This is a genomic window from Phyllobacterium sp. CCNWLW183 (assembly GCF_037203775.1).
Taxonomy (GTDB): Bacteria; Pseudomonadota; Alphaproteobacteria; order Rhizobiales; family Rhizobiaceae; genus Phyllobacterium; species Phyllobacterium ifriqiyense.
Genome location: NZ_JBBCBN010000001.1, coordinates 883,673 through 904,379, shown reverse-complemented (window position 1 = coordinate 904,379; position 20,707 = coordinate 883,673). Strand labels below are relative to the sequence as shown.

Sequence of the window (20,707 nt, the reverse complement as noted above, 5' to 3'; positions counted from 1 at the left end):
GTTATGCCAGTCGAAGTTATCCTGCCAAAGGTCGATATGGATATGGAAAGCGGCCAAATTTCGCGATGGTATGCGAAGGAGGGGGACTCGATAACAAAAGGTCAATTGCTTTTTGAAATTGAGACTGACAAGGCGGCGATGGAAGTTGACGCGCCGGCATCCGGTGTTTTGCGTAATGTGACAGCACAGGAAGGATCCACCGTTCCTGTAGGACAAGCTGTTGGCTGGATATACGCTGAAGATGAAAGCTATGACGCGGCCATCGCTCCTGTAGAGACGGAAGTGCAAGCTACAGTGCCGCAGCAGCAACTAGAGGTAGTGTCGCAAGATGTTCCGGCGAAACCTACGGACGTGGCCTCTGCCTCACATGAAAACGACGGTATCCGCGCAACTCCTCTGGCCAGGCGCATTGCGCGCGAAGCAGGTGTCGATCTGGCCTCAATCGCCGGTTCCGGACCAAAAGGCCGAGTGCAAAAGAAAGACGTTGAACTGAAAACCTGCGTCAAGACACCTGCTGCCATGCCTAAAGCCAGCCAGACACAAGCCAGCAATGGAGATATGCTCAAGACCGCTTGGTTGCGGGAGGGCAAAGACAAGTCGCTTGCGCCGGTTGTGCTACTTCATGGCTTTGGCGCAGATATGAATAGCTGGCGACCGATGCTCGGCGGTGGCGGTATTGATAACCCAATTTTCGCCGTCGATCTGCCTGGTCATGGCGGGTCCACATGCTCTATTCCCGGCGAACTTGAAGCGATTGCCGAAATGGTTGAGCAGACCATTGCCGCGCAACATTCCGGACCACTCATACTCGTTGGGCATTCGTTCGGTGGAGCTATTGCTGCTCTGATTTCTGGTCGCGGAAATTTGGACGTTCAAGCTTTGGTCTTGATAGCGCCAGCTGGATTAGGCCCGGAGATCAATGGTTCATTCCTTGCTGGTTTCGTGCGCGCCCGGACTGAAGCCAGCTTGACTGCATGGATGAAGCAGCTGGTTGAAGATGAGAGCCTTCTAACCAAGCCCTTTGTTGCTGCAACTTTGCAACAGGCAGAGAACGATGATCTGCGTGAAGCGCAAAGGCTGATCAGTGACCGCTTTTTTGCCGACGGCACTCAGGTTTTCGACATAAGGCCGACCTTGAATCGTCTCTCTATTCCGGTCCGCATTATTTTCGGTGCTGCTGATCGTATCATTCCGGCAAGCCATGGCGCTGGCCTACCGGGCGAGATCGCTTTGCATATGTTTGGTCAAACAGGTCACATGCCGCAATTGGAGCGGCGTGAAGTTGTTATGCGCCTCCTGAAGGAAGTCAGCCAGTCGGTAAAATAGGATTGGCAGCCCTTTTACCGAGCGTGGCGCGCCGGATGGCGCTCCGTGCGGATGCGAGATTTGGTGTGATCCAATTGGGCTCGATGCCGATGAATTTGTCGAGAAAAGCAATCGCGTAATCGGGTATTTCAGCAACATTCTCGCGATAAGACCACCAAGTTCGTAAATCCTCGGCGCATTTGCTGGTCTCCGGTGCTGTGCCAAACTCCTGTTGGCAGATGGCGGCAATCGCACCCACGCAATAGTTTGTGTAGAGAAAGCCCTCTGGCCAAAACGCAACAATTTCGCGCATTTCCGGTTGTGACAGGGCATTTTCGCTCGTCTTTCCGGTGAGCTTTGCAGGCTCCTCTTTAATCAGTTCCTTAAGTGCGATACCTGCCGCGAAGATGATGAAGTCTTTCCGATCGATATCAGCGTATGATTTTTGCAATTCGACGGTTTCAATCCAGTTGAGAAAGGCTCGCGTCAATTTGGTATCGTCGATCGAAAAGTGATAGCCAAAATGCTGGGTGATAAGCGCAGCGTTTTTGCGAAAAGCCATGCGAAACCAGCGCAATTGACGCAGGCGATGCCGCAGGTCCGGCACATGGACAAGTTCATCCTTAAAAATAAAGCTCATTCCTGTTCACCTGCCTGCGTTTAGCTTGGACTTATGTATTATACATATTGACACTTTAAAGAACAAATGTTCTATTTTTTCTGTTCACTGTCGGTATTTTCGATCATCGCCATTCCCTTTTCAAAAACCCGTGACGGTTTTTCAGGTTATAGGCTAATCATAACACATCGTACGGTGAAACAGGGAGGAGAGTTGGTATGGTCATGTGGCAATGGGGGTTGCTCGCGCTCGGTCTTTTGTGGGCTTTGCAATCGCTGGGCGTCTGGTACCAGATGCGCCACTATACCGACGTCATGAAGGGGATCACGTCGAAGTATAATGATGGTTTTGTTGGAGCCGGCAATGTTCGCGGTCGCCTTGGCAAGGGCATGATCGTACTGATCGTAACAAATGCAGATCTGGCAATTCAACGATTTCTGGTCATGAGTGGCCGTTCGGTTTTTGCGAAGTTCAGGCGACGCCCCGAATTTGAAAATATGTCGATTGAGGCTTTGCGAACAAGTTCAATGATGACGACAGAGGAAGATCGTGCGCTCGCAAAAGCGACAGAAGTTGCGATAGCTCAGATCGATAGAGCAAAGGCTGAGCCGAAGAGTAAGGGTCTTACCGGTATAAAGGCTGTCAACGCATAGGGATGGTCACTTCGAGGGGGTGACCAAAAGGAGGAGGGAAACATGTCAATTCTAACAATTTTGGCACAGCATGCGGATATCGCCGCCCACCATATATCGGTGGCCGGGTCGATGGTATCGGATGCGGCCTTGCATGGGAAACATGCAATCGATCATGCGGGAAATGATCTTGTCATTCTTGCACAGTCAACCGGCGACATTTCCGTCGAAGAATTCAAGCAGAAGCTGCAGAATGTACAGCAAGAAGAGCAACTTGGCTGGCTGACAAGTATCGGTAAATATTTCATCGGTATTTTTCAAAAGGGTGGTGAGGTTTTCGCCGGTTTCGTGACCGGTATCATCCCTACTCTGGTCGTGCTGATGACGGCGTTCTATGCTCTGACGGAGCTAGTGGGAGAAGAGCGAGTCCACGGTATCGCACGTGGCGCTGGGCGTATCGCACTTACACGTTACACAATTCTGCCGCTCCTTTCGGTGTTTTTCCTTACCAATCCAATGGCCTATACGTTCGGCTCCTTCCTTGAGGAAAAGCATAAGCCTGCATTCTACGATGCGGCTGTTTCTTATGTGCATCCACCTCTTGGGCTTTTCCCGCATATCAACCCGGGCGAGTATTTCGTTTGGGGTGGTATTCTGGTGGCGCTTCTGGAGCTTGAGAAAAAAGGTGCTGTCCCCGCCGGCTATCACATCAACGTCGCGATCTGGTACGCGATTGTTGGACTGGTAGTCATTTTGCTGAAGGGCATGCTGACTGAGCGGATAACGGCCATCATGGCGCGCCGTCAGGGCATTGAGCTTTAGTCTGGGGGGAACAGATAATGTCAAAAACTTATACGCCAGTTAAAATCTCTCGCGGCAAGAACGGATGGGGCGGTCCACTCGTGATCCAGCTGACACCGGAGCGGAACAAAGTTGTTTCCGTTACCGGAGGTGGTATTCATCCAGTCGCAAGGCGAATTGCCGAGCTTACCGGTGGTGAGGCGGTTGACGGCTTCAAGGCCCCGCCCGTTGAAGGTGAAATGGGTGTTGTTGTTGTCGATTGCGGTGGTACGGCGCGTTGCGGCGTTTATCCTCGCAAGCGCATTCCGACGGTTAATCTGACATCGGTTGGGCAAGCTGGACCTTTGGCACAGTTCATAACCGAGGACATTTATGTATCGGGCGTGAAAGAAGCCGATATCGAGCTTGCGGACGGATCTCAGTCTAGCACGGTTGCAGGCGCATCAGCTTCACGATCAGCACCTCCGACGCCGGCAGAGCTTGCCGCTTCGATGGGGGCTTCTGATGCAGGACAGTCCAGCGAGGGCGGTCTAATTGGCCTGATCAGTGCTGTCGGTCGTGTGATGGGCCGTGTCGTTGGCATTTTCTTTAATGCCGGTCGCCGTACAATTGATCAGGTCGTTCGTAATGTTCTGCCTTTCATGGCGTTCGTTACCATGCTCATCGGCTTCATCCTCTATACCGGTATTGGCGATGTACTGGCACAGCCTATGGGCCCTCTTGCCAATAATATTGTTGGTTTGCTGATACTTTCCGCGATTTGCGGTTTGCCGTTCCTATCACCAATATTAGGGCCGGGCGCCGTTATCGCGCAGGTTATCGGGGTTGCAATTATCGGTCCACAGATCGCCAATGGCACTATATCGCCTGCGATGGCTCTGCCGGCGCTCTTTGCCTATAATACGCAAGTTGGCTGTGACTTCGTTCCGGTTGGCCTGGCGCTGGGTGAAGCCAAGCCAAAGACCATTGAAATTGGTGTCCCCGCTGTTCTGATCAGCCGCCAGATCATGGGACCCGTATCGGTGCTGATCGCTTGGGTCGTCAGCCTGATCGTATTTTAAACCAAAAGAAGAGATAGAGGTTCGCCATTATGTCAGTCCAATTCAAAACACGGATAACAGCCGTCGGGCCTGAAGTGGCGGATCTTGCGGAAGGAGGCGTCGTCATTCTTTTTGCCGACGGCGCTCCTCCCGAGCTTGCCGAGGTCTCCGTTCTCCATCTTGCGGAAACAGAGGCTTCTGATTCCAGTCCTCCCGTCGGCTCAGTCATTCAGATCGGCGATATCTCCGCCAAGATTACCGGAATGGGTGATTATGCATGGCAAAAGGTCAAGGAAATTGGCCATGTTGTTATTACTTTTAATGGCGCCAGCAAGGTGGAGCGACCTGGGGAAATTTGTGCTGCTGAAATATCAGCTGACAGGCTTGTAGCCGCCCTGAAAGTGGGAACCGTAATTACCATCGGTTGATTGCCGGAAAACACATCGAATACCGAAGAGAGAATTGAATGGAACGCTCGACTATCGTCCGGGTGCATGATGGATTGCATGCCCGACCAGCCACTCGATTTGTAAATCTTGCCAAAGGTTTCGAATGCGATATCGAATTGATCAAGGCTGACAAGTCGATCAATGCGAAAAGCTCAGTGAAGTTGATGCTGCTTGGCGTCAAGGAAAATGACGAGATAACTGTTCGTGCTACTGGAGCAGATGCGGCCGAGGCCATTGAGGCGCTTATCGGCTTTCTCGAAAATCCACACTCAGGCACATTTGAAATCAATACAGCCGAAAAAATCAAATCGGTTGAGGTCGCGCCGGTTGCAAACAACACCGTGTCGCACAGCCATCTGCGCGGTGTTGCGGCAAGTGAAGGCTTGGCAATCGGGAAGGCCTTTGGTTTTTTTCCGGCCGTAATTGATCAGGAAAACCGGACAATCACGAAAGACGCCATACCAGCCGAACTCGCCCGGTTGAACCAGGCTTTTGCAACAGTGCAGGATCGCATGAATGCATCGCTTGAAATTGGTAATCTTGCCGCAAGCGATAGAGGGATCATTGCGGCGCTAAAAGATATTGCTTGTGACCAAGATCTCGTCGACGGTGCCACAACACTTGTTGAAAGTGGAATGGATGCAATATCGGCCGTGATTGGCACGACATCCAGAATAGCCTCAGATTTTGCTGCTATCGATGATCCTTATTTGAACGCGCGCGCTGACGACATGAACGCTGTCGGCCGCCAGATATGCCTGGCTCTGCTTGGCCAAAACGATGTCAATTTGGACGCAATTCCAGAGGGATCAATCCTGATAGCCGAAGATATAGGGGCTTGGGATTTGGCGCGTGCGCCCTTGAAGCGCATTGCAGGTATTGTATGCGGCCGCGGAGGAGCTACTTCGCATGTGGCCATTATTGCGCGCGCTCACGGTGTTCCTGCGGTGCTCGGACTTGGATCGGATGTGCAACGACTAAGCAATATTGGCACCGTTGCAATCGATGGTAATAGCGGCGAAGTGTTTGAAGATCCGGATCAGGAGATTGTCGCAAGGTTTCAAAGAAAAATCGCAGAAGCTACAGCCGAGAAACATGCGCTGAGCGTCTTCAAAGACTTCATTCCCAAACGCGCAGATGGAACGATTATCGAAATTGCGGCTAATATAGGCTCGCTTGAGGAAATTGAAGCAGCGCAGGAAGCCGGTGCAATGGGTGTCGGGCTTTTCCGGACCGAGCTTTTGTTTATGCGGCACATGCATCTGCCATCAGAAGATTTTCAGATAGAAACCTATGCAGCGTTAGCCACTGCTTTTGCACCTTATCCGGTTATTGTCCGCACACTTGATATTGGCGGAGACAAGGCCGTTTCGGGCATTGATTTTCCTGACGAGGATAATCCATTTTTAGGATGGCGCGGAATTCGCATGTGTCTTGATCGGCCCGATGTGTTTAAACCCCAGCTGCGTGCGCTTTTGCGGGCTTCCGCGAAGGGAAATATCAAAGTCATGTTGCCAATGGTCTCAAGCATCGATGAGGTGCATGCCACGCGAGCGCTGATTGATGAGTGCATCGCTGAACTGAAGGCTGAGGGCCAGGAATATGCATTGTTTGATTTGGGAGTGATGATCGAGACGCCAGCCGCCGTATTGATCGCTCCGGCATTGGCACGCGAAGTGGCATTTTTCTCTATAGGGACGAATGATCTGACCCAATATATCATGGCTGCTGACCGTCTCAATCCCACGGTTGCCAAGTTGAATGATGTAACCCATCCGGCTGTCATGACCGCAATTGAGATGACAACCACCGCCGGTGTTCAGGCGGGCATAATGGTCGGAATGTGCGGTGAAGCAGCAGGCCGTCCTGATCTCATCCCGACTTTCATTAAAATGGGCCTAACCGAGCTGAGTATGAGTCCTGCGTCGATACAAAGGGCTAAAAAATGCGTACAGGACTTTGGTTAGCTTAAGGCAGGTGTGGTATCAGAAACGCGAACAGGTCGGATAATGCGTGAAGCTTATCCCGTGCCATTATAGCCTGTTCGAGTTTTTCGGGGCGAGCCTGTAAGGCCAATAAGGTTGTTTCTACCAACTTCTCCCCGTCGGGTTGATGATTTGAATATGTTGCCAGACCTATAGCTAAAGCGAGTGCAGAGAAGCACAAAAATGATCTCATTTGATCTGTCGCCTGCTGGGTGAACAGAGCGGTGCTCCGGTAGCGCGCGTGCAGTTCAATAGCCAATGCGGCGCATGCATTTGCAATCGCCTTCGGATCACCGCTTTTTGTTGCGGAAAGCAAGGTGGCATGCCGGCGAATCATGGTGGCATGGACGGATGCGAAGCCCGCTTCATGAACGAGCGCATTGGATTCATGGAGTGCCTTCAAAAGATATTTTGTCAGGTAATAAGCGTCGCGGCAGAACAATGCTTCGCCAGCATCGCCATTCTCAAAGAAGTAGGCGGCCAAGCTACGCGCCTCCGGAGCGCCCGAATGAGCAGTCGGATCGTGTGAAATTAACGAAATTGACACTGTTTCTGCTGATGTGAACGCCTTATCCAAAACGCGCGCGACCTTATCGAGCATGAATTCCGGGAGTTCTTGAGGCGTCAATTTCACATCTTGCCGGCTGGCTCTTATGAGATGGCGAACATCTCGGAGCCTGTCTTTAAGATTGACGACGAAATCGTTTTGAATGTCCCGTAGCATATTGGCAATCCCGCGCAGGAAAGTGGATAAGACTTTGTATCTTTTTTTCGTGGCTTGCTAAATAACATTCTGGTGGAGTTGTATAATAATGACCACGCAGGTGATTTGCCTGCAGGTATAGGGGGGAGATGATTGACCGATCGACGCAAGCGACCGAATAGTGCTGCCGGCAGCCCGAAAAAAGCAGCGCTCGATGTGGGCCAGCCTGATACAAAAATCAGCCGGATGCGCATGCGTGCTGCATGGATGTATTACATAGAACAGATGACGCAGAACGAGATTGCCGAGGTCCTCGGGGTTGGACGCGTGACAATTGTGCGCATGCTGGCAGAGGCGAGGGCGCGCAATGAGGTCAAAATCGGTATCCAGGGTTATCTTTCTGATCTCATCGCGTTGGAGCGCGAAGTAGAGCAGCAATTCGGCTTGGAGAAGGTGATTATCGCACCCTTGTCCCAAGCGGAAAGCGATCCGATACCTGCCATCAGCGCTGCAACTGGCGCATATCTATCCGATGTTGTCAGTAATGGCATGCGCGTGGGGGTGGGCTGGGGCCGCACATTGCTCAGCACGCTCTCATTCATTGAGGCGCGCGCGCTGGAAGACTTCACCGTGATCTCGCTTTTGGGTGGAATCAGCCAACCGCGCCGATTCAATCCGGCGGAATTTGCATGGCAATTCGCCCAGCTTTTTCAGGGTGAAGGCTATCTTATCCCCGCTCCGGCAATGGTGGACAGCATTGAAACCCGAACCGCGCTCATTGAGCGATGCGGATTGAAAAGCGTGTTCGAAATGGCGGAAGACCTGGATATGGTGCTGCTCAGCGTTGGCGCCATCGAAACTGCATCAAGCACACCTTATCGTATCGGGTTTCTCAATGAGGGGCATCAAGCCTCACTGGCTGAAAGAGGCGCGGTTGGCGATCTGTTATTCCATTTTTATGATAGGCAGGGAAATCTGGTCGATCACCCGGTTCATGATCTCGTCATGTCTGTCGGCATCGACACCATACAAAGGGTGCCAGTGCGCGTGCTTACATCGGGCGGGCGGGAAAAGATCAATGCGCTTCATGGAGCTATGAAGCTCATTCGGCCAACTGTATTTATCACCGATGAAGAAAGCGCCCGACAATTGCTTGCGCTGGCCGATGGCGAAACGGCGCGAACCGAAATTTCTGTTAGAAAAAGTTGAGGTAATTGGACTGTTTGGCAAGTCGGGGATTGCATTCAGGATTTTTCCCGTTATTGATCCCCGCACGGCTTGCGTGTCTTGCAACGCTGCCTCAGGTGGGGCCTGTAGCTCAATTGGTTAGAGCCGGCGGCTCATAACCGCTTGGTTGGGGGTTCAAGTCCTCCCGGGCCCACCATTTTTCCATTAGACAAGTGATTTCCATGGAATAGCGCTTTGGATTACCAAGCGTCGGCTTTGATCTTTTCAAAGCTCTCTCCCGCAACATCCGATTGATAAATTCTGCTCGGAGTTAGAGTCTTTCATCGCCTAAGTGTAATTCACACCCAACAAGTCTTTTAATGCCTTTATATGATGAGCGTTAGAGGGCAAATCTGGACAGTGGTGCCGTTTGGACACGTATTGATGGAGCGCATTCAAGCATTGATCCACCCACCTCCACAACACGCTCCGACTATGAGCATAATAGTTGGCGATTGCAGTCAGGGCTGGACGGCAAGCTGCATGAAACCGAATTCGGCATCTTGATGGGCGGTGTCACCGTCCATTACGGACAAGTTTCAACCAATGCTTCCTCAGTACTCGACGATGGTTCGATTGACACGGACGGATATGGCTTTGGCGGCACGCTGACCTGCTGGCGCAAAACGGCTTCTATGTTGATGGTCAGGTCCAAGTCACATGGTATGAAACCGACATTGGTTCCGATATGCTGGGACGCAGCCTGGCCAATGACAATGATGGTTTTGGTTACTCGCTAAGCCTCGAAACAGGCAAGCGGATTGCCCTTGATGGAAACTGGTCAGTCACGCCGCAGGCGCAGCTGGCATATTCCAACGTGGACTTTGACCGCTTTACCGACCCGTTTGGCGCTCGAGTCTCGATGGACAGAAGTGAGAGCCTTAAGGGGCGCGTCGGGGTTGCAGCTGAATATCAAAACGCTTGGCAGGATGGCGCGCAGTAATGTTTACGGCCTTGCCAATCTTTACCATGAGATCCTTGATGGATCGGATGTTGATGTGGCTGGTGTGAACTTTGCCAATGAAACAGATCGGACGTGGGGCGGCACCGGTGCTGGCGGTTCTTATAGCTGGGCCGATGACAAATATTCCATCTTCGGTGAGGTTTCGCTGAATACCAGCCTGAGCAATTTTGCCGACAGCTATAGCGTCAACGGAACAACAGGCTTCAGGGTGAAGTTCTGATTGCTTGATTTGAATAATGTTGGCGGGCCGGAGCAATTCGGCTCTTGAGCGTTGATTACCTATTGGCGTGGCGCATCTTTGAAGGCCTCAAAAATGCGCGTTGCCTATCTGAGAATTTTCACATATTGGACGGAGCATAATCAGCGCCGGTGCAATGAGGCAATAATGCAGGCTAGAAAGCGATCTTCAAGATTTGTGCTGCTAGAGGCATTATTCATGACCCTGCTTTTTGTTATCCTCGTTGCCATTGCATTTGGCGGGTTTTATTTCTTTATCGCCAATCCATATTATTTTACCTCCCCATCAATGTAGCTGATCACCGTTGCCATCATAGGAATTTGCAAGCGCGTGCCCGGCGATTTCAAATGCAGGTGATGAGCACATCTTGTCGCGTGTGCGCCATGATGGTTGCTGCACGCCTTTTGCCTGTTGATCAGCTTCTACACTGTATGCAGTATAGGCTTGAACAGGGAGGATAAGTGATGCCAATCGCCAAAAACACAATATGCATTTGGTACGACAAGGATGCTGAGGCTGCTGCACGCTTCTATGCAGAAATTTTCCCCGACAGTTCAGTTACAGCTATTCACCATGCTCCCGGTGACTTTCCGTCCGGTGAGAAGGGAGATGTACTGACTGTTGAATTCACTGTCGCTGGGATACCGTGCCTCGGTCTCAATGGTGGCCCGGCATTCAAACATAATGAAGCTTTCTCGTTTCAAATCGCTACGGATGATCAGGAAGAAACAGACCGTTATTGGAACGCAATAGTAGGGAATGGCGGACAAGAGAGCGCATGCGGATGGTGCAAGGACAAATGGGGCGTGTCATGGCAAATCACGCCACGAGTACTTACTGAAGCTTTGTTTGCCGGAGGCGATGGAGCTAAACGCGCATTTGCAGTGATGATGGACATGAAGAAAATCGACGTCGCCGCAATCGAAGCCGCCCGCCGAGGCTGATAAATAGGGCCGCAGCGGGCAGGAGCCGTCCTTTATGCTCAGGCAGTCATAAGACCACCGTTCGGCTTTGCTTTCATGATCCAGGGCATCACAGCAGCTGGATCTTCAAGGATTTTTGCCTTTCGCGCAAAGCCTTCGAATGCCGAGTGGGCCACACTTAACGGTTTGTGACCATCAAATGCTTCATGGCAGATTCGCGTCGCGGTTTCATGAATGAGGTCGCGATTTCTTTCCGGCCAATTGTCCAAAAATTCGATCGCCTCATTGAGGGTTACGATTTCTTGAACGATCATCGACCCATCTTTTACGAAGATCGGGCTTTCAAAATATAAGTTCATCAAGTCCTCCTGAATGGGAAACCGAGAGTTCGTGAGCTTTGACCTCAGGCTTTACCCAACCTTATGCGGCGACGCATACAGCCACCTTTGGCTTTGCGGAGGATTTGGGAGATCGTTTCAGGCGGTGCATAGTCTCGAGCCACCTGAGCCTTGATTTGTTTAAGGAGCTCCGGTGAAGCCACGCGATTAGTAGTTTTTAGAGTCAGTCCTTCCATGTTTTGCCACTCCCTGAAGAATAACAAACTGCACCCACGGATTAAGCGTGGTGTAGGTTTTGGGTTGTTTGGATGGCGTAAATTATAATTTTGAGAAGTAAGGGTTTCAAGACTTTTGTACAAATTTCATTTCCTATGCGGGCTGGAAAAACGGTTGCGTCGAAGTAACGAAAGAGGACAATCCTATTCGCCCCGTGTGTGGCATGTCGGAACCATAATCATTTTCGATGGTTCATCTTTCAAACGGAAGGAGGCAGTCATGACCGATACGCGCTCATCGAGCCATAATGTGAAAGAAACCGGGAAAGAGGCAAGGCAGGGCCCACTGGGCAAGCCGATATTGTATGTTTTAATAGGCGGGCTGCTTCTTGCATTGATTGCTTGGGGCGGTGCCGAATTGTTCGGAGAAGGTACTGACAACAGTGCAACTATAACCGAGCAAGAAAATCCTGCAGCCGGTCAGAATAAACCTTCCGATCAGGCAACACCTCCGTCTGGCGATCAACCCACCACCAATCCGCCAGCCGAAAATGCCAGGCCGCAGACCGGCACTGGTGGGGGAACGCAAGCAAACCCTCCAAGCGCCACGCCGCAGTGATGCTGAACAGATATGGATCTCGAAAGGAACATTACGTTGACAGAAAAATTGGGTAAGGATGACCCGAAAAAAGACGCCAAAGGTCAGTTTGCAAAAACTCGGCATGGCGCGAAAAATGATGGGGTCTCCAGCGCCAACCCGCGAATTATGTCCGGCAAGGAAGATGGTGATGCCACATTCAAATCAAGCGCAAAAGAAAACGAACGTGATCGGCAAGCGCCAGCTAAGTAGTCTCAAGCAGATGCTGTCAGATCCGTTCAGCCGGAACTGCATCAAGCTGGCGATGCAATCGCTAAAACGATTGCGATTATTAGCAATAAAGGTCCCATCCATTTGAAATGAGGAACGATGTTTGCAAGCCAAGCATTCTTGGCGCTTTGATCGGGAGTTGGAAATGAAAGATAACGGAAGCCCACACCCGTCATCCATAATCCGGCACAAAACATAATCACTTCGTCAATATAAGCGGCGATCATCAACTTGCCCTCTTTGTTACAGCGCAATCTAACCGTGTAGCCAAGTGGAAAACAAGAGGGTGCACGCCGGGGTTTGAAGGCAAGACTATTGGTTCAATTATCGTTATTGCCCGGATTGATCTAACGCATGCGGTGATGGTTGTTGCCCGGTCGTGCGATTTTCAAGCGGATTGATAATAATGAATGCAGCCGTCGCGATTACGACAACAGCGGCGCAGATCCAAGCTATTCTTGTTGTCACGTCCCGTCTCCTTTTCCTAACCTTACGTCGATTGCAACAGCGCGCTCCGGTCGGCGAGCCATGACCTGAATTTTGTTGAAGGAGCAAACCTCTTGAGTTGGAAACGGTTCCTGCAATGAATCAGTTCCCTTGGCTGCAACCCTTGCTCGATAAAAAGGTTGTAGTAGCTGGGAGGACTGATCATGGAACAGCCAGATCTGGTTTCGAAATACAGAGCTTCTTTGAAAGAAGGGGATGATGTGAAAATTCTCAGGCACGAGTTGGCCTCGGGTTGCCCAGACGATAGCAAGTGGAGGCAGGCGAAAGTCATTTCAAGTTCGGAAACAGCGCTAACAGTGGTTTATGATGATGGCAGTCAGGAGGTTGTCGAATGGAATTCAGGCCGTGTGCATTCCGCTGCCTGAAGGGAACAATTTTATGCTGATTTGAGCGTGATCTGCGTTCGCAAATTTAACCACGTCCTTCAACGTTACACTGTATTGTTGACATGGCTTCGGGATTGAGATTCGGACCTATCGGAGAAAACACTGTGCATCTGTGTGTGGATATGCAGTGCCTTTTTACAGGCTCGAGCCCTTGGGCGATGCCGTGGTTTGAGCGCGTTTTACCCAATGTGTGCCTGCTGGTTGAGAAGCGGCCTACTCATACAGTGTTTACGAGGTTCATACCTCCTTTATCGCCGGAAAATTCGGGCGGAGCTTGGGCTCGGTATTATAATAAATGGCGTTGCATGACGCTTGACCAGCTTCCTCCTGAAGATGTGAATCTGGTCGCTGAACTCGAATTATTTGTTCCGCCAGCGCGCGTCGTTGATAAGAGCGTTTACTCTCCTTGGCACTTTACCCAACTCCACCAGACGCTGCGGATGGCGAATGTCGATACGCTATTGATTTCGGGAGGAGAGACGGATGTCTGCGTCTTGGCAACTGTTCTTGGCGGCGTTGATCTGGGCTATAGGGTAATTCTGGTCAGTGACGCAGTTTGCAGCTCGTCGGATCAAGCTCACGATGCGATGCAGGGTTTTTATGCTGGACGGTTATCTCTTCAAGTCGAGACAGCAGAAACGCAGGTCATTTTAAGCAATTGGTGATGCTAATCCAAGCGTTCAATCTGTCCATCATTCATTTTGAAGACGCCGTCCTGACCGCCCTGCCGGTTGAAGTCCCGTTCCAACTCTTCCCACCGCCCAAGCAAAACCCCGCATGTGCTGCAATAGATTGGCGTGTCGCTTTGCACATCTTTCGGAATTTTCAGATAGATGGTGCCGCAGTCTTTACAGTCCAATTTATGATCCAGGCGTTCCATGATGTCACCTCCAAGCGGAGATTGCGCTTGGTTAAGAATGAAGTCTATAGGCAATCATGGCCGCTTTCTTGTACCACATCAATGCCATGTAAACCGGCATTTTTTTGAGGGACGACGCTGCCAATTATCTGCAGGCAAATGCTGGGGTTTCAGCTTTTTTCGCCTTTTGCCATGCGTTCTGCTGGCGTGCTGACGGCAGGATGACGATCACGTGTGTAGGTGTCTATCCTTTGAAGATCATCGTCAAACTTCACCCAGGGCAGATGCATGCTCCAATACCCGTGAACGGAGGGCGGAAACCTCTCGGGACGGTCAAAAAATCCTATTGTGAGGTAAAGTTCGTCGGCAATTCCGGTGTCTTGATATCCGATGGATGTGCCGCAACGTCCACAAAAACTACGCTCAATGCCAAGCGTTTTGGAAAAGGTTTTGAGTTCACCAGAAAGGAGTTGAAACTGCGATGGCCGATAACCAACCCATACAGTGAGTGGGCTGCCAATCGCCTTCCGGCAATCGTCATCGTGGTCGAAATTAACCCAGAAAGGCTCTCCCTTAAGTTCCGCTTTGATTTCTCCGCAAAAACACGAGCATGTTTCGATACGTTCACTCACGGCCCGACCTCTGTTTTTCAATCGATCAGCAACAGACATTACGCCAGAGCAGAGCTCAGCGAACGTGGTGAGTTTAATGTCGTTATTCCTGGTGTCTATACAGCCAAGAGCACTGCCATCACTGCAAAAGCTCCGAACAAAATCATGGAGCAGGTTATGCCGTTGGAAAGGTCACCATTTTGCTTTATGTGCCGCATCATATCGACTCCTCCTGAGCGAAACTGGATAATCCAGAATGTCCTCAAACGATCACGTGACTACCTTGGCTAGCGCCAATGTCGTTGGTCGATTTCATGATCCTGTTTCCGTTTGGCTGCAAAATACTGTTTTCGCGCTTCAGATACCGGAGACGCAACTATAATCATTTTATTAATCTTGTTCAATTTTTACGGGCCTAATACATCATCACATTTTGATGTGCGTCATGAAAGATCGTGATGCAGTTTAAGCCGCAGAGGTTTCAACAAGTCTAGGAAAGACCATTCGCATCAGTGCGCCGCGTCCGCCATGAAAGTTTGCGGGCGCGTCGAGCAGTTCCAGATGGCCACCATGGTCTTCAATGATCTTATTAACGATTGCCAGACCAAGTCCGGTGCCTTTTTCTCGGGTCGTAACGTATGGCTCAAGCAGTTGATGGCGGTTTTCCGCGGGTAATCCCTTGCCGTTGTCCAGCACTTCGACCACGATTGAGGCGCCGGAGCCCTTTGCACGAACAAGAATGTGTCCTTGATCAATGATGCCTTGCTCAAGTACCGCATCGATTGATTCAGATGCGTTCTTGATGATATTCCCGAAAGCTTGGCCGAGCAGGCGATTGTCGAAATTGCCAAGAAGCGGCTCATCGTCGAACTCATGCTCGAATGTGATGCGATTATTGCTGATTTCAACGAGGAACGAAGCGTCTTTAAGCACGTCTACTACATTTGTGGTGACGAATTCCGGTTTTGGCATTCGAGCAAAATCTGAAAACTCGTCAACCATACGGCCAATGTCACCAACCTGACGAATAATCGTGTCGGTGCATTGATCAAAAATTGCGCGATCTTCAACAATAACTCTACCATAGCGGCGGCGGATGCGTTCGGCAGACAATTGAATGGGGGTAAGCGGGTTTTTGATTTCGTGTGCGATACGTCGGGCCACATCTGCCCAGGCAGACGAACGATGGGCTGCTACGAGATCAGTTATGTCATCAACTGTAACGACATAAGAAGCGTTTTTGGCGTCGGCATCTTCGCGCGTTATTTGAACATTGAGCGAGCGGGCAATGCCATTGCGGGTAATGCTGATCTGTCTGCGGCTTGATGATCGATCGTTGATACCGGCCAGAGCAAAAATTTCGCTGATCTCCGGAAACACCGAGGTAAGCTGCTGACCGAGGGTTTCCGATACATTGATATCAAGCATGTTTTCAGCAGGGCGGTTCAAACCCGCAATTTCGCCATTTGCATTGACGCTGATAACACCGGCGGTGACGCCCGATAGCACCGCCTCCGTAAAACGCCTACGTTCGTCGATCTCATCCTTGGCTGACGTGAGATCATCGTGCTGGGTTTTTAGCTGTCCGACCATGTTGTTGAATGTCTGCGACAAAGCTCCAATATCGCCGTCGGAACCTTTTACAGGCACGGAAATATCGAAATTGCCAGTCGCCACCTCTTCTGCTGCGCTAATAAGGGCGCGGATCGGCTGCACGACACGATTTGCAACAGCGATACCTGTCCAGACAGCCGTCAATAGAAGCAACAAGGTTAGTTCGGTGTATAGGAGCGCATAGGCAATTTGTGTATTAGACCTGTTACTGGCAAGTAATTGATATTCCGTATTATTATCGTTCATAATACGCATATTGTTGAGGGCGGACGAGTCTACCGAGCGTATTGTGTAAAGGTAGAGATCAGGCAGAGCCTGCGTTTTGATCACAGCCCCTACAAGATTGGTTGATCCTGGCGGAATCAAAACTGGGCGATCACCGGCTGCACCGCTAATCGCTTTCAGGGGCACCGCCGGCAAGACCAAATCGTTGAACAATCGCGCGCTGACGACGACTTCTCCCGTGGATTTAACGAGTGAGGCACCCAGCAGATTATTGCGATCAGCGTCATATGTTAGCCAATCCGAAAAAGCGCCCCTATCAAGATTGTAGAGCAGCCTGCGCTGATCAAGTTCGATGACCATCGATAAGGTCGTGGACAAAAGGCTTTGGGCATTGTCTTCGGTATAAGACTGCGCAGCTTTGATCGACATGTCGATGATCTGATTATTCTCGGGATTAATCCAGGAATTCAGCCGGTTGTCGAGAACGATAAGCGAGAAGCAAGCAACTATAATTGATGGAATCGAGGCAATCAGAGCAAAGATAATAGTGATGCTGGTATGCAGGTCACGATTCTTCTCTTTGCTCTTGAAAAAAATCAGTTTTCTTAACGTTGCATAAGACAGATAAATGAGCACGAGAATTGATATAGCATTCGCCCCGACGATGACCTGCGTAACAGTCTTCGTCGGAGAAATTCCGGTTATACCCATCATGACGACAAAGGAGATGATCGTGGTCGCCAGAACCAAGAGCGTCATTCCTAACGCACCCTTGGGTAATACCTGCGGTTTCAATATGCTTTTGTCGCCCGGCATCCGTCAGCCTCTTTGTGCCGCTCAAATTTATCCGAGCGACGACATTTCGATTATCGCTCCCAGCTTCCCTTGTAAAGCAAGCTTCCTGCAGGACATTGCGCTATAGCGGCGAGAAAGGTTATTTCATGACCTCTCTCGCCCATCTGCCTAATGGAGAATTGCGTTGACAAGAAGAAGGGTTTTAACGTTTCCGGATGCTGGTTTGCGAGCGATTGCCAAGCCCGTGAAAGAGTTCAATCAACATTTGCAGGAATTGGCAGATGATCTCCTGCAGGCAATGCGAGCGGCACCTGGAATTGGTATTGCTGCCCCTCATATTGGTGTGCTGGAACGCGTTATTGCCATAGAGATTCCTGGAGGGGCGGGACCATCAATTTATGTTAATCCCATGGTGGAATGGTCGTCCAGCGAAACGGCGCGGTATGACGAAGGAAGCATTTCCATGCCGGGCGTCACGGAATCCATAGAGCGCCCTGCTGCAATCCGGATACGTTATCAGGACTTGTCGGGCCGCGAGCAAACGGAAGCCGCCGATGGTCTGCTTGCAGTTTGTCTGCAACATGAGATTGATCAACTCGATGGGATTTTCTGGATTTATCGATTATCCAAATTGCGACGGGATCGGATCGTCAAGCGCTTCGGTAAGATCGGAAACATTATAGAATAATTTTCTGGCACCGTGGCGATCTATTGGGTAGCTGATTTGATCTAGAACAATCTATCGGCGCAATCACATAGTATTATTCTTGACTGCACCTTTCTTCTTTAGGCAATGTGAGGTTGCAAAGTGGAAGTAGAGCCATGCCAATCAGCAAGTCGCGACAATCACCCTTCAATATAGCGAATGAAAGTGGTGGTGATCGTTTGCTTCAGATTGAAGCAGTCTATGACAGGGTGCCGGTCGGCCTTTGCTACCTCAATCAAGATGGATTGATTGTCACGATCAATGACCAACTGTCTCGCTTGCTAGGTGTGGAAAGCAAGATAGCTGTTGGCCGTAACATAGAGGACATTGTTCCACTCCACGCTCCGCTTTTGCGCAAAGGCTTGGCAGCGGCCAAGAGTGGAGAAGTCATTGCGGATGGTGAAGTCGAGATCGCTGAAGAAAGCTTCATGGTTTCTGCTGCTGCTGTGATGAATGATCTGGGCCAGTTTGCCGGTATTTCAGTTGCCTATACCAATATTACCGAATTACGCCGGGCCACCCGCAAGTTGCAGGAAACTGAACAGCGGACTGCCTATGCCCTTGAGAATGCCGGCCAATGGATATGGGATCTGAATATACCAGCCAACCAGGTGTGGCGCTCACCACAATATCGCATTCTACTCGGGCTTGACCCGAATGCGGCTGAAAAGCCAAGCGTTGGCTGGGACATTCTGCACCCGGACGACCGGGCACACACACTCCAGGCATTCGATGATGCACTCAGTGGCAAGAACCCGCTTTTTGAAGCAATCTATCGCGTAAAACGGCCTGATGGCGGCGATACTTGGATATTAAGTCGCGGCAAGATTGTTGAATATGACGCCAACGGTGCGCCGTTGCGCCTGCTGGCGACCAGTGTCGACATCAGCATGCAAAAGCGTATCGAAGAACAACTTTCGAGCACGGTCGAATTGAGATTGAAGCTCGAAGAGAAACTCTTGGCTGCTAATCGCAAGCTCAGGAATCTTTCTGAGCGCGATCATCTCACCAATTTGCCGAACAGACGAAAATTTGCTCATCTTTTGCGGCAAGCATTTGGACAGGCTCATGATGTCCACAAGGATCTCGCCGTGATAATGGTCGATATTGATCACTTCAAAACCTATAATGACTTTTACGGGCACCTCGCAGGCGATGACTGTCTTATTCATGTCGCTCGCAGCTTGAACAAGGTTGTAAAACAGACAAGCGGATCGCTGGCTCGTTTCGGGGGTGAAGAATTCGCCGCGCTCTTATCCGGTGTTTCCAAGCACGAGGTGATGAAAACCGCAACTCAGATGCTTAATTCCGTCACTGCAATGAAAATTAAACATGAGGCGAGCCCGAGTGGATTGGTATCGATTAGCCTCGGTATAGCGATACTTGACGAAAACAACAGAGCGGCAATCGCCGGGCCGGACGATCTTTTGAACCTGGCCGACACTGCACTCTACCAGTCCAAACGCAATGGACGTGGGAGAGTTAGTCTTTGGGGAGCATTCAGCTAACTTGCTGATGATTGCCTCGAACGGTTTTTCGCCAAACCAGGGGAGCATTGAAAGTCTGGGATTTGACGTTCTGGGTATCGGCGGCTTCGCTCAACCACAACAGGCTCGCCTGAACGATTTGATCAATCGGTTGAGTAAAAGTGGTCAGTTCATAGGAAGACCAGCTAGCTTGCTCAATGTCGTCGAAGCCGATCACGCAAAGATCTTCGGGTATCCGGACGCCAAAATCTTGCCTGGCACTATCTATAAATCCGAGCGCCATCAAATCATTGACACAAAAAACGGCATCCGGTCGGTCAACACTGGTTAGAAGGGAGTGCGCAGCATGCCTGCCACTCTCGTAAACCGTATTACCATGGCGGGTAACTGTCACATTGAGACCAAAACTTGCTGCCGCAGCCAGGAAGCCGTTTTCCCGGGCCATCAGGCTCGGCGTTCCCACTTCTGAGTTGACAAACGCAAGTGCACGGCAACCCGCTCTTAAAAAGGCATTTACAGCTACCTTGGCTGCCTGATGGTCGTTGAGATTGATGTGAAAAGGACCATTAATGTTATCGTCGCGATTGATGAGAACGATCCTCTGTCCGCTGTCGAGGCACAGCTTTGTGATCGCTTTGTCAGGAAGTCCCGAAAGCAATATTGAAGCATCAGCGCGATAGTTCAATGTTTGCCGTAAAGCTGCATCAACACCGCCGTCTGAACGATCGGTATTGATGAGCATTGATATTTTTCCGGCTTTTTGCAGTTCGTGAGAGAAAGCGCGAACGAGCCGTGCACGATATGGCGTGTCCATTTCAGATACGACGAGACAGACAATACCGCTTTCGCTGCGCATGAGGCCCCGCGCGAGCTGATTGACGTGGTATCCCAGAGTTTGAGCCGAATTCATGACGCGTTTGCGCGTATCTTCTGAAACGCTCGCGCCAGGCGTAAACGCGCGAGAAACTGCTGATCGCGATACGCCCGCATGACGTGCGACGTCATTAGCGCTGACAAATGACTTGCTCAAAAAGCCCTCCCTTTGCGTAATTTGCACACGCTTGCGTACAACATAACTGCATTCATATGCAAATTTATCGGAAGTATTCAAGTTCCTTACTTGACAACAGGACTTTGCATGTGAAACTTTTGCACACGCTTGCAAAATGCGTGCGGCATGGAGGTGCCGTGTTATCCAGGGAGGAATAAT

23 protein-coding genes, 1 tRNA gene and 1 pseudogene are annotated in these 20,707 nt (G+C 50.6%); 17 read left to right on the top strand and 8 right to left on the bottom strand.

The genetic code is table 11. The features are described from left to right. Positions 1–3: 3 nt before the first annotated feature. Positions 4–1,326 carry an acetoin dehydrogenase dihydrolipoyllysine-residue acetyltransferase subunit gene (locus tag V9K95_RS04290; protein ID WP_336439742.1) on the top strand — a complete coding sequence of 441 codons (1,323 nt, stop codon included), beginning with the start codon at positions 4–6 and terminating at the stop codon, positions 1,324–1,326. On the opposite strand, the gene V9K95_RS04285 is transcribed toward V9K95_RS04290, so the two are convergent. Next, a complete protein-coding gene (locus V9K95_RS04285) occupies positions 1,307–1,945 on the bottom strand; it encodes a hypothetical protein (RefSeq protein ID WP_336439743.1) in 639 nt (212 codons plus the stop codon). The genes V9K95_RS04290 and V9K95_RS04285 overlap by 20 nt on opposite strands. Before the next feature lie 197 nt (positions 1,946–2,142). Between V9K95_RS04285 and V9K95_RS04280 the strand changes: the two genes are divergently transcribed. Genes V9K95_RS04280 through ptsP form a run of 5 tightly spaced genes read left to right on the top strand, consistent with a single transcriptional unit; the run spans position 2,143 to position 6,813 of the window. Next, the gene (locus V9K95_RS04280; protein WP_336439744.1) at positions 2,143–2,577 is read left to right on the top strand and encodes a transcriptional regulator GutM; all 435 of its coding nucleotides are present in this window, start codon (positions 2,143–2,145) and stop codon (positions 2,575–2,577) included. Between the two features lie 42 nt (positions 2,578–2,619). Then, the gene (srlA, locus tag V9K95_RS04275) at positions 2,620–3,378 is read left to right on the top strand and encodes a PTS glucitol/sorbitol transporter subunit IIC (RefSeq protein ID WP_115052477.1); all 759 of its coding nucleotides are present in this window, start codon (positions 2,620–2,622) and stop codon (positions 3,376–3,378) included. Positions 3,379–3,395: 17 nt separating this feature from the next. After that, entirely contained in the window at positions 3,396–4,418 is a 1,023-nt protein-coding gene (gene srlE, locus V9K95_RS04270; RefSeq protein ID WP_115052478.1) for a PTS glucitol/sorbitol transporter subunit IIB, read from the top strand. A gap of 29 nt (positions 4,419–4,447) precedes the next feature. Next, entirely contained in the window at positions 4,448–4,825 is a 378-nt protein-coding gene (locus tag V9K95_RS04265) for a PTS glucitol/sorbitol transporter subunit IIA (RefSeq protein WP_115052479.1), read from the top strand. A gap of 38 nt (positions 4,826–4,863) precedes the next feature. Beyond that, entirely contained in the window at positions 4,864–6,813 is a 1,950-nt protein-coding gene (gene ptsP / locus V9K95_RS04260) for a phosphoenolpyruvate--protein phosphotransferase (protein WP_336439745.1), read from the top strand. Between the two features lies 1 nt (position 6,814). On the opposite strand, the gene V9K95_RS04255 is transcribed toward ptsP, so the two are convergent. Next, the gene (locus V9K95_RS04255; RefSeq protein WP_336439746.1) at positions 6,815–7,555 is read right to left on the bottom strand and encodes a hypothetical protein; all 741 of its coding nucleotides are present in this window, start codon (positions 7,553–7,555) and stop codon (positions 6,815–6,817) included. Between the two features lie 132 nt (positions 7,556–7,687). On the opposite strand from V9K95_RS04255, the gene V9K95_RS04250 reads away from it, so the two are divergent. The 5 genes and pseudogenes from V9K95_RS04250 to V9K95_RS04225 all read left to right on the top strand — a co-directional run bounded on the left by V9K95_RS04250 (position 7,688) and on the right by V9K95_RS04225 (position 10,907). Next, complete coding sequence (locus V9K95_RS04250) at positions 7,688–8,743, top strand: sugar-binding transcriptional regulator (protein ID WP_370878725.1); 1,056 nt, start codon at positions 7,688–7,690, stop codon at positions 8,741–8,743. 98 nt (positions 8,744–8,841) lie between these two features. Beyond that, positions 8,842–8,918, top strand: a tRNA-Ile gene (locus V9K95_RS04245). A gap of 196 nt (positions 8,919–9,114) precedes the next feature. Then, positions 9,115–9,704: pseudogene (locus V9K95_RS23670) on the top strand (autotransporter outer membrane beta-barrel domain-containing protein). Continuing rightward, the gene (locus V9K95_RS04230) at positions 9,661–9,945 is read left to right on the top strand and encodes an autotransporter outer membrane beta-barrel domain-containing protein (protein ID WP_336439747.1); all 285 of its coding nucleotides are present in this window, start codon (positions 9,661–9,663) and stop codon (positions 9,943–9,945) included. Before V9K95_RS23670 ends, V9K95_RS04230 begins: the two are co-directional and overlap by 44 nt. A gap of 488 nt (positions 9,946–10,433) precedes the next feature. Next, positions 10,434–10,907 carry a VOC family protein gene (locus V9K95_RS04225; RefSeq protein ID WP_115053233.1) on the top strand — a complete coding sequence of 158 codons (474 nt, stop codon included), beginning with the start codon at positions 10,434–10,436 and terminating at the stop codon, positions 10,905–10,907. Positions 10,908–10,945: 38 nt separating this feature from the next. Here the strand turns inward: V9K95_RS04225 and V9K95_RS04220 are convergent, their stop codons facing one another. Continuing rightward, on the bottom strand, positions 10,946–11,245 hold the full coding sequence (locus tag V9K95_RS04220) for a DUF982 domain-containing protein (RefSeq protein WP_336439748.1): 300 nt from the start codon (positions 11,243–11,245) through the stop codon (positions 10,946–10,948). Between the two features lie 474 nt (positions 11,246–11,719). Here V9K95_RS04220 and V9K95_RS04215 point away from each other — a divergent pair, with 474 nt between their 5' ends. Both V9K95_RS04215 and V9K95_RS04210 read left to right on the top strand, forming a co-directional pair. Continuing rightward, on the top strand, positions 11,720–12,058 hold the full coding sequence (locus V9K95_RS04215; RefSeq protein WP_162802466.1) for a hypothetical protein: 339 nt from the start codon (positions 11,720–11,722) through the stop codon (positions 12,056–12,058). Positions 12,059–12,094: 36 nt separating this feature from the next. After that, complete coding sequence (locus V9K95_RS04210; protein ID WP_336439749.1) at positions 12,095–12,289, top strand: hypothetical protein; 195 nt, start codon at positions 12,095–12,097, stop codon at positions 12,287–12,289. A gap of 41 nt (positions 12,290–12,330) precedes the next feature. Here the strand turns inward: V9K95_RS04210 and V9K95_RS04205 are convergent, their stop codons facing one another. Continuing rightward, positions 12,331–12,534, bottom strand: coding sequence for a hypothetical protein (locus V9K95_RS04205; protein ID WP_115052487.1), 204 nt, complete (start codon positions 12,532–12,534; stop codon positions 12,331–12,333). A gap of 423 nt (positions 12,535–12,957) precedes the next feature. Between V9K95_RS04205 and V9K95_RS04200 the strand changes: the two genes are divergently transcribed. After that, positions 12,958–13,179, top strand: coding sequence for a hypothetical protein (locus V9K95_RS04200; protein WP_336439750.1), 222 nt, complete (start codon positions 12,958–12,960; stop codon positions 13,177–13,179). A gap of 83 nt (positions 13,180–13,262) precedes the next feature. After that, positions 13,263–13,865, top strand: coding sequence for an isochorismatase family protein (locus V9K95_RS04195; RefSeq protein WP_115052489.1), 603 nt, complete (start codon positions 13,263–13,265; stop codon positions 13,863–13,865). Positions 13,866–13,867: 2 nt separating this feature from the next. On the opposite strand, the gene V9K95_RS04190 is transcribed toward V9K95_RS04195, so the two are convergent. From V9K95_RS04190 to V9K95_RS04180, 3 genes are all read right to left on the bottom strand, one after another. Continuing rightward, positions 13,868–14,080 (bottom strand): hypothetical protein, encoded by a 213-nt coding sequence (locus tag V9K95_RS04190; RefSeq protein ID WP_307279341.1) that lies wholly within the window; start codon positions 14,078–14,080, stop codon positions 13,868–13,870. 149 nt (positions 14,081–14,229) lie between these two features. Further along, a complete protein-coding gene (locus V9K95_RS04185) occupies positions 14,230–14,730 on the bottom strand; it encodes a GFA family protein (protein WP_336439751.1) in 501 nt (166 codons plus the stop codon). 405 nt (positions 14,731–15,135) lie between these two features. Further along, entirely contained in the window at positions 15,136–17,268 is a 2,133-nt protein-coding gene (locus V9K95_RS04180) for a sensor histidine kinase (protein WP_336439752.1), read from the bottom strand. A 220-nt stretch (positions 17,269–17,488) separates the two neighbouring features. Here V9K95_RS04180 and V9K95_RS04175 point away from each other — a divergent pair, with 220 nt between their 5' ends. Both V9K95_RS04175 and V9K95_RS04170 read left to right on the top strand, forming a co-directional pair. Next, a complete protein-coding gene (locus V9K95_RS04175; RefSeq protein ID WP_336439753.1) occupies positions 17,489–17,992 on the top strand; it encodes a peptide deformylase in 504 nt (167 codons plus the stop codon). A 134-nt stretch (positions 17,993–18,126) separates the two neighbouring features. Continuing rightward, positions 18,127–19,518: a GGDEF domain-containing protein gene (locus V9K95_RS04170; RefSeq protein WP_336439754.1), complete on the top strand. Its 1,392-nt coding sequence runs from the start codon at positions 18,127–18,129 to the stop codon at positions 19,516–19,518. On the opposite strand, the gene V9K95_RS04165 is transcribed toward V9K95_RS04170, so the two are convergent. Further along, on the bottom strand, positions 19,511–20,527 hold the full coding sequence (locus V9K95_RS04165) for a LacI family DNA-binding transcriptional regulator (protein WP_336439755.1): 1,017 nt from the start codon (positions 20,525–20,527) through the stop codon (positions 19,511–19,513). The genes V9K95_RS04170 and V9K95_RS04165 overlap by 8 nt on opposite strands. Between the last annotated feature and the right edge of the window lie 180 nt (positions 20,528–20,707).

Coding starts and splice junctions, on each gene's coding strand:
- V9K95_RS04290 (WP_336439742.1), top strand. CDS start 4: ATGCCAGTCGAAGTTATCCTGCCAAAGGTCGATATGGATATGGAAAGC.
- V9K95_RS04285 (WP_336439743.1), bottom strand. CDS start 1,945: ATGAGCTTTATTTTTAAGGATGAACTTGTCCATGTGCCGGACCTGCGG.
- V9K95_RS04280 (WP_336439744.1), top strand. CDS start 2,143: ATGGTCATGTGGCAATGGGGGTTGCTCGCGCTCGGTCTTTTGTGGGCT.
- srlA (WP_115052477.1), top strand. CDS start 2,620: ATGTCAATTCTAACAATTTTGGCACAGCATGCGGATATCGCCGCCCAC.
- srlE (WP_115052478.1), top strand. CDS start 3,396: ATGTCAAAAACTTATACGCCAGTTAAAATCTCTCGCGGCAAGAACGGA.
- V9K95_RS04265 (WP_115052479.1), top strand. CDS start 4,448: ATGTCAGTCCAATTCAAAACACGGATAACAGCCGTCGGGCCTGAAGTG.
- ptsP (WP_336439745.1), top strand. CDS start 4,864: ATGGAACGCTCGACTATCGTCCGGGTGCATGATGGATTGCATGCCCGA.
- V9K95_RS04255 (WP_336439746.1), bottom strand. CDS start 7,555: ATGCTACGGGACATTCAAAACGATTTCGTCGTCAATCTTAAAGACAGG.
- V9K95_RS04220 (WP_336439748.1), bottom strand. CDS start 11,245: ATGAACTTATATTTTGAAAGCCCGATCTTCGTAAAAGATGGGTCGATG.
- V9K95_RS04215 (WP_162802466.1), top strand. CDS start 11,720: ATGACCGATACGCGCTCATCGAGCCATAATGTGAAAGAAACCGGGAAA.
- V9K95_RS04205 (WP_115052487.1), bottom strand. CDS start 12,534: ATGATCGCCGCTTATATTGACGAAGTGATTATGTTTTGTGCCGGATTA.
- V9K95_RS04200 (WP_336439750.1), top strand. CDS start 12,958: ATGGAACAGCCAGATCTGGTTTCGAAATACAGAGCTTCTTTGAAAGAA.
- V9K95_RS04195 (WP_115052489.1), top strand. CDS start 13,263: ATGGCTTCGGGATTGAGATTCGGACCTATCGGAGAAAACACTGTGCAT.
- V9K95_RS04190 (WP_307279341.1), bottom strand. CDS start 14,080: ATGGAACGCCTGGATCATAAATTGGACTGTAAAGACTGCGGCACCATC.
- V9K95_RS04185 (WP_336439751.1), bottom strand. CDS start 14,730: ATGTCTGTTGCTGATCGATTGAAAAACAGAGGTCGGGCCGTGAGTGAA.
- V9K95_RS04180 (WP_336439752.1), bottom strand. CDS start 17,268: ATGACGCTCTTGGTTCTGGCGACCACGATCATCTCCTTTGTCGTCATG.
- V9K95_RS04170 (WP_336439754.1), top strand. CDS start 18,127: ATGCCAATCAGCAAGTCGCGACAATCACCCTTCAATATAGCGAATGAA.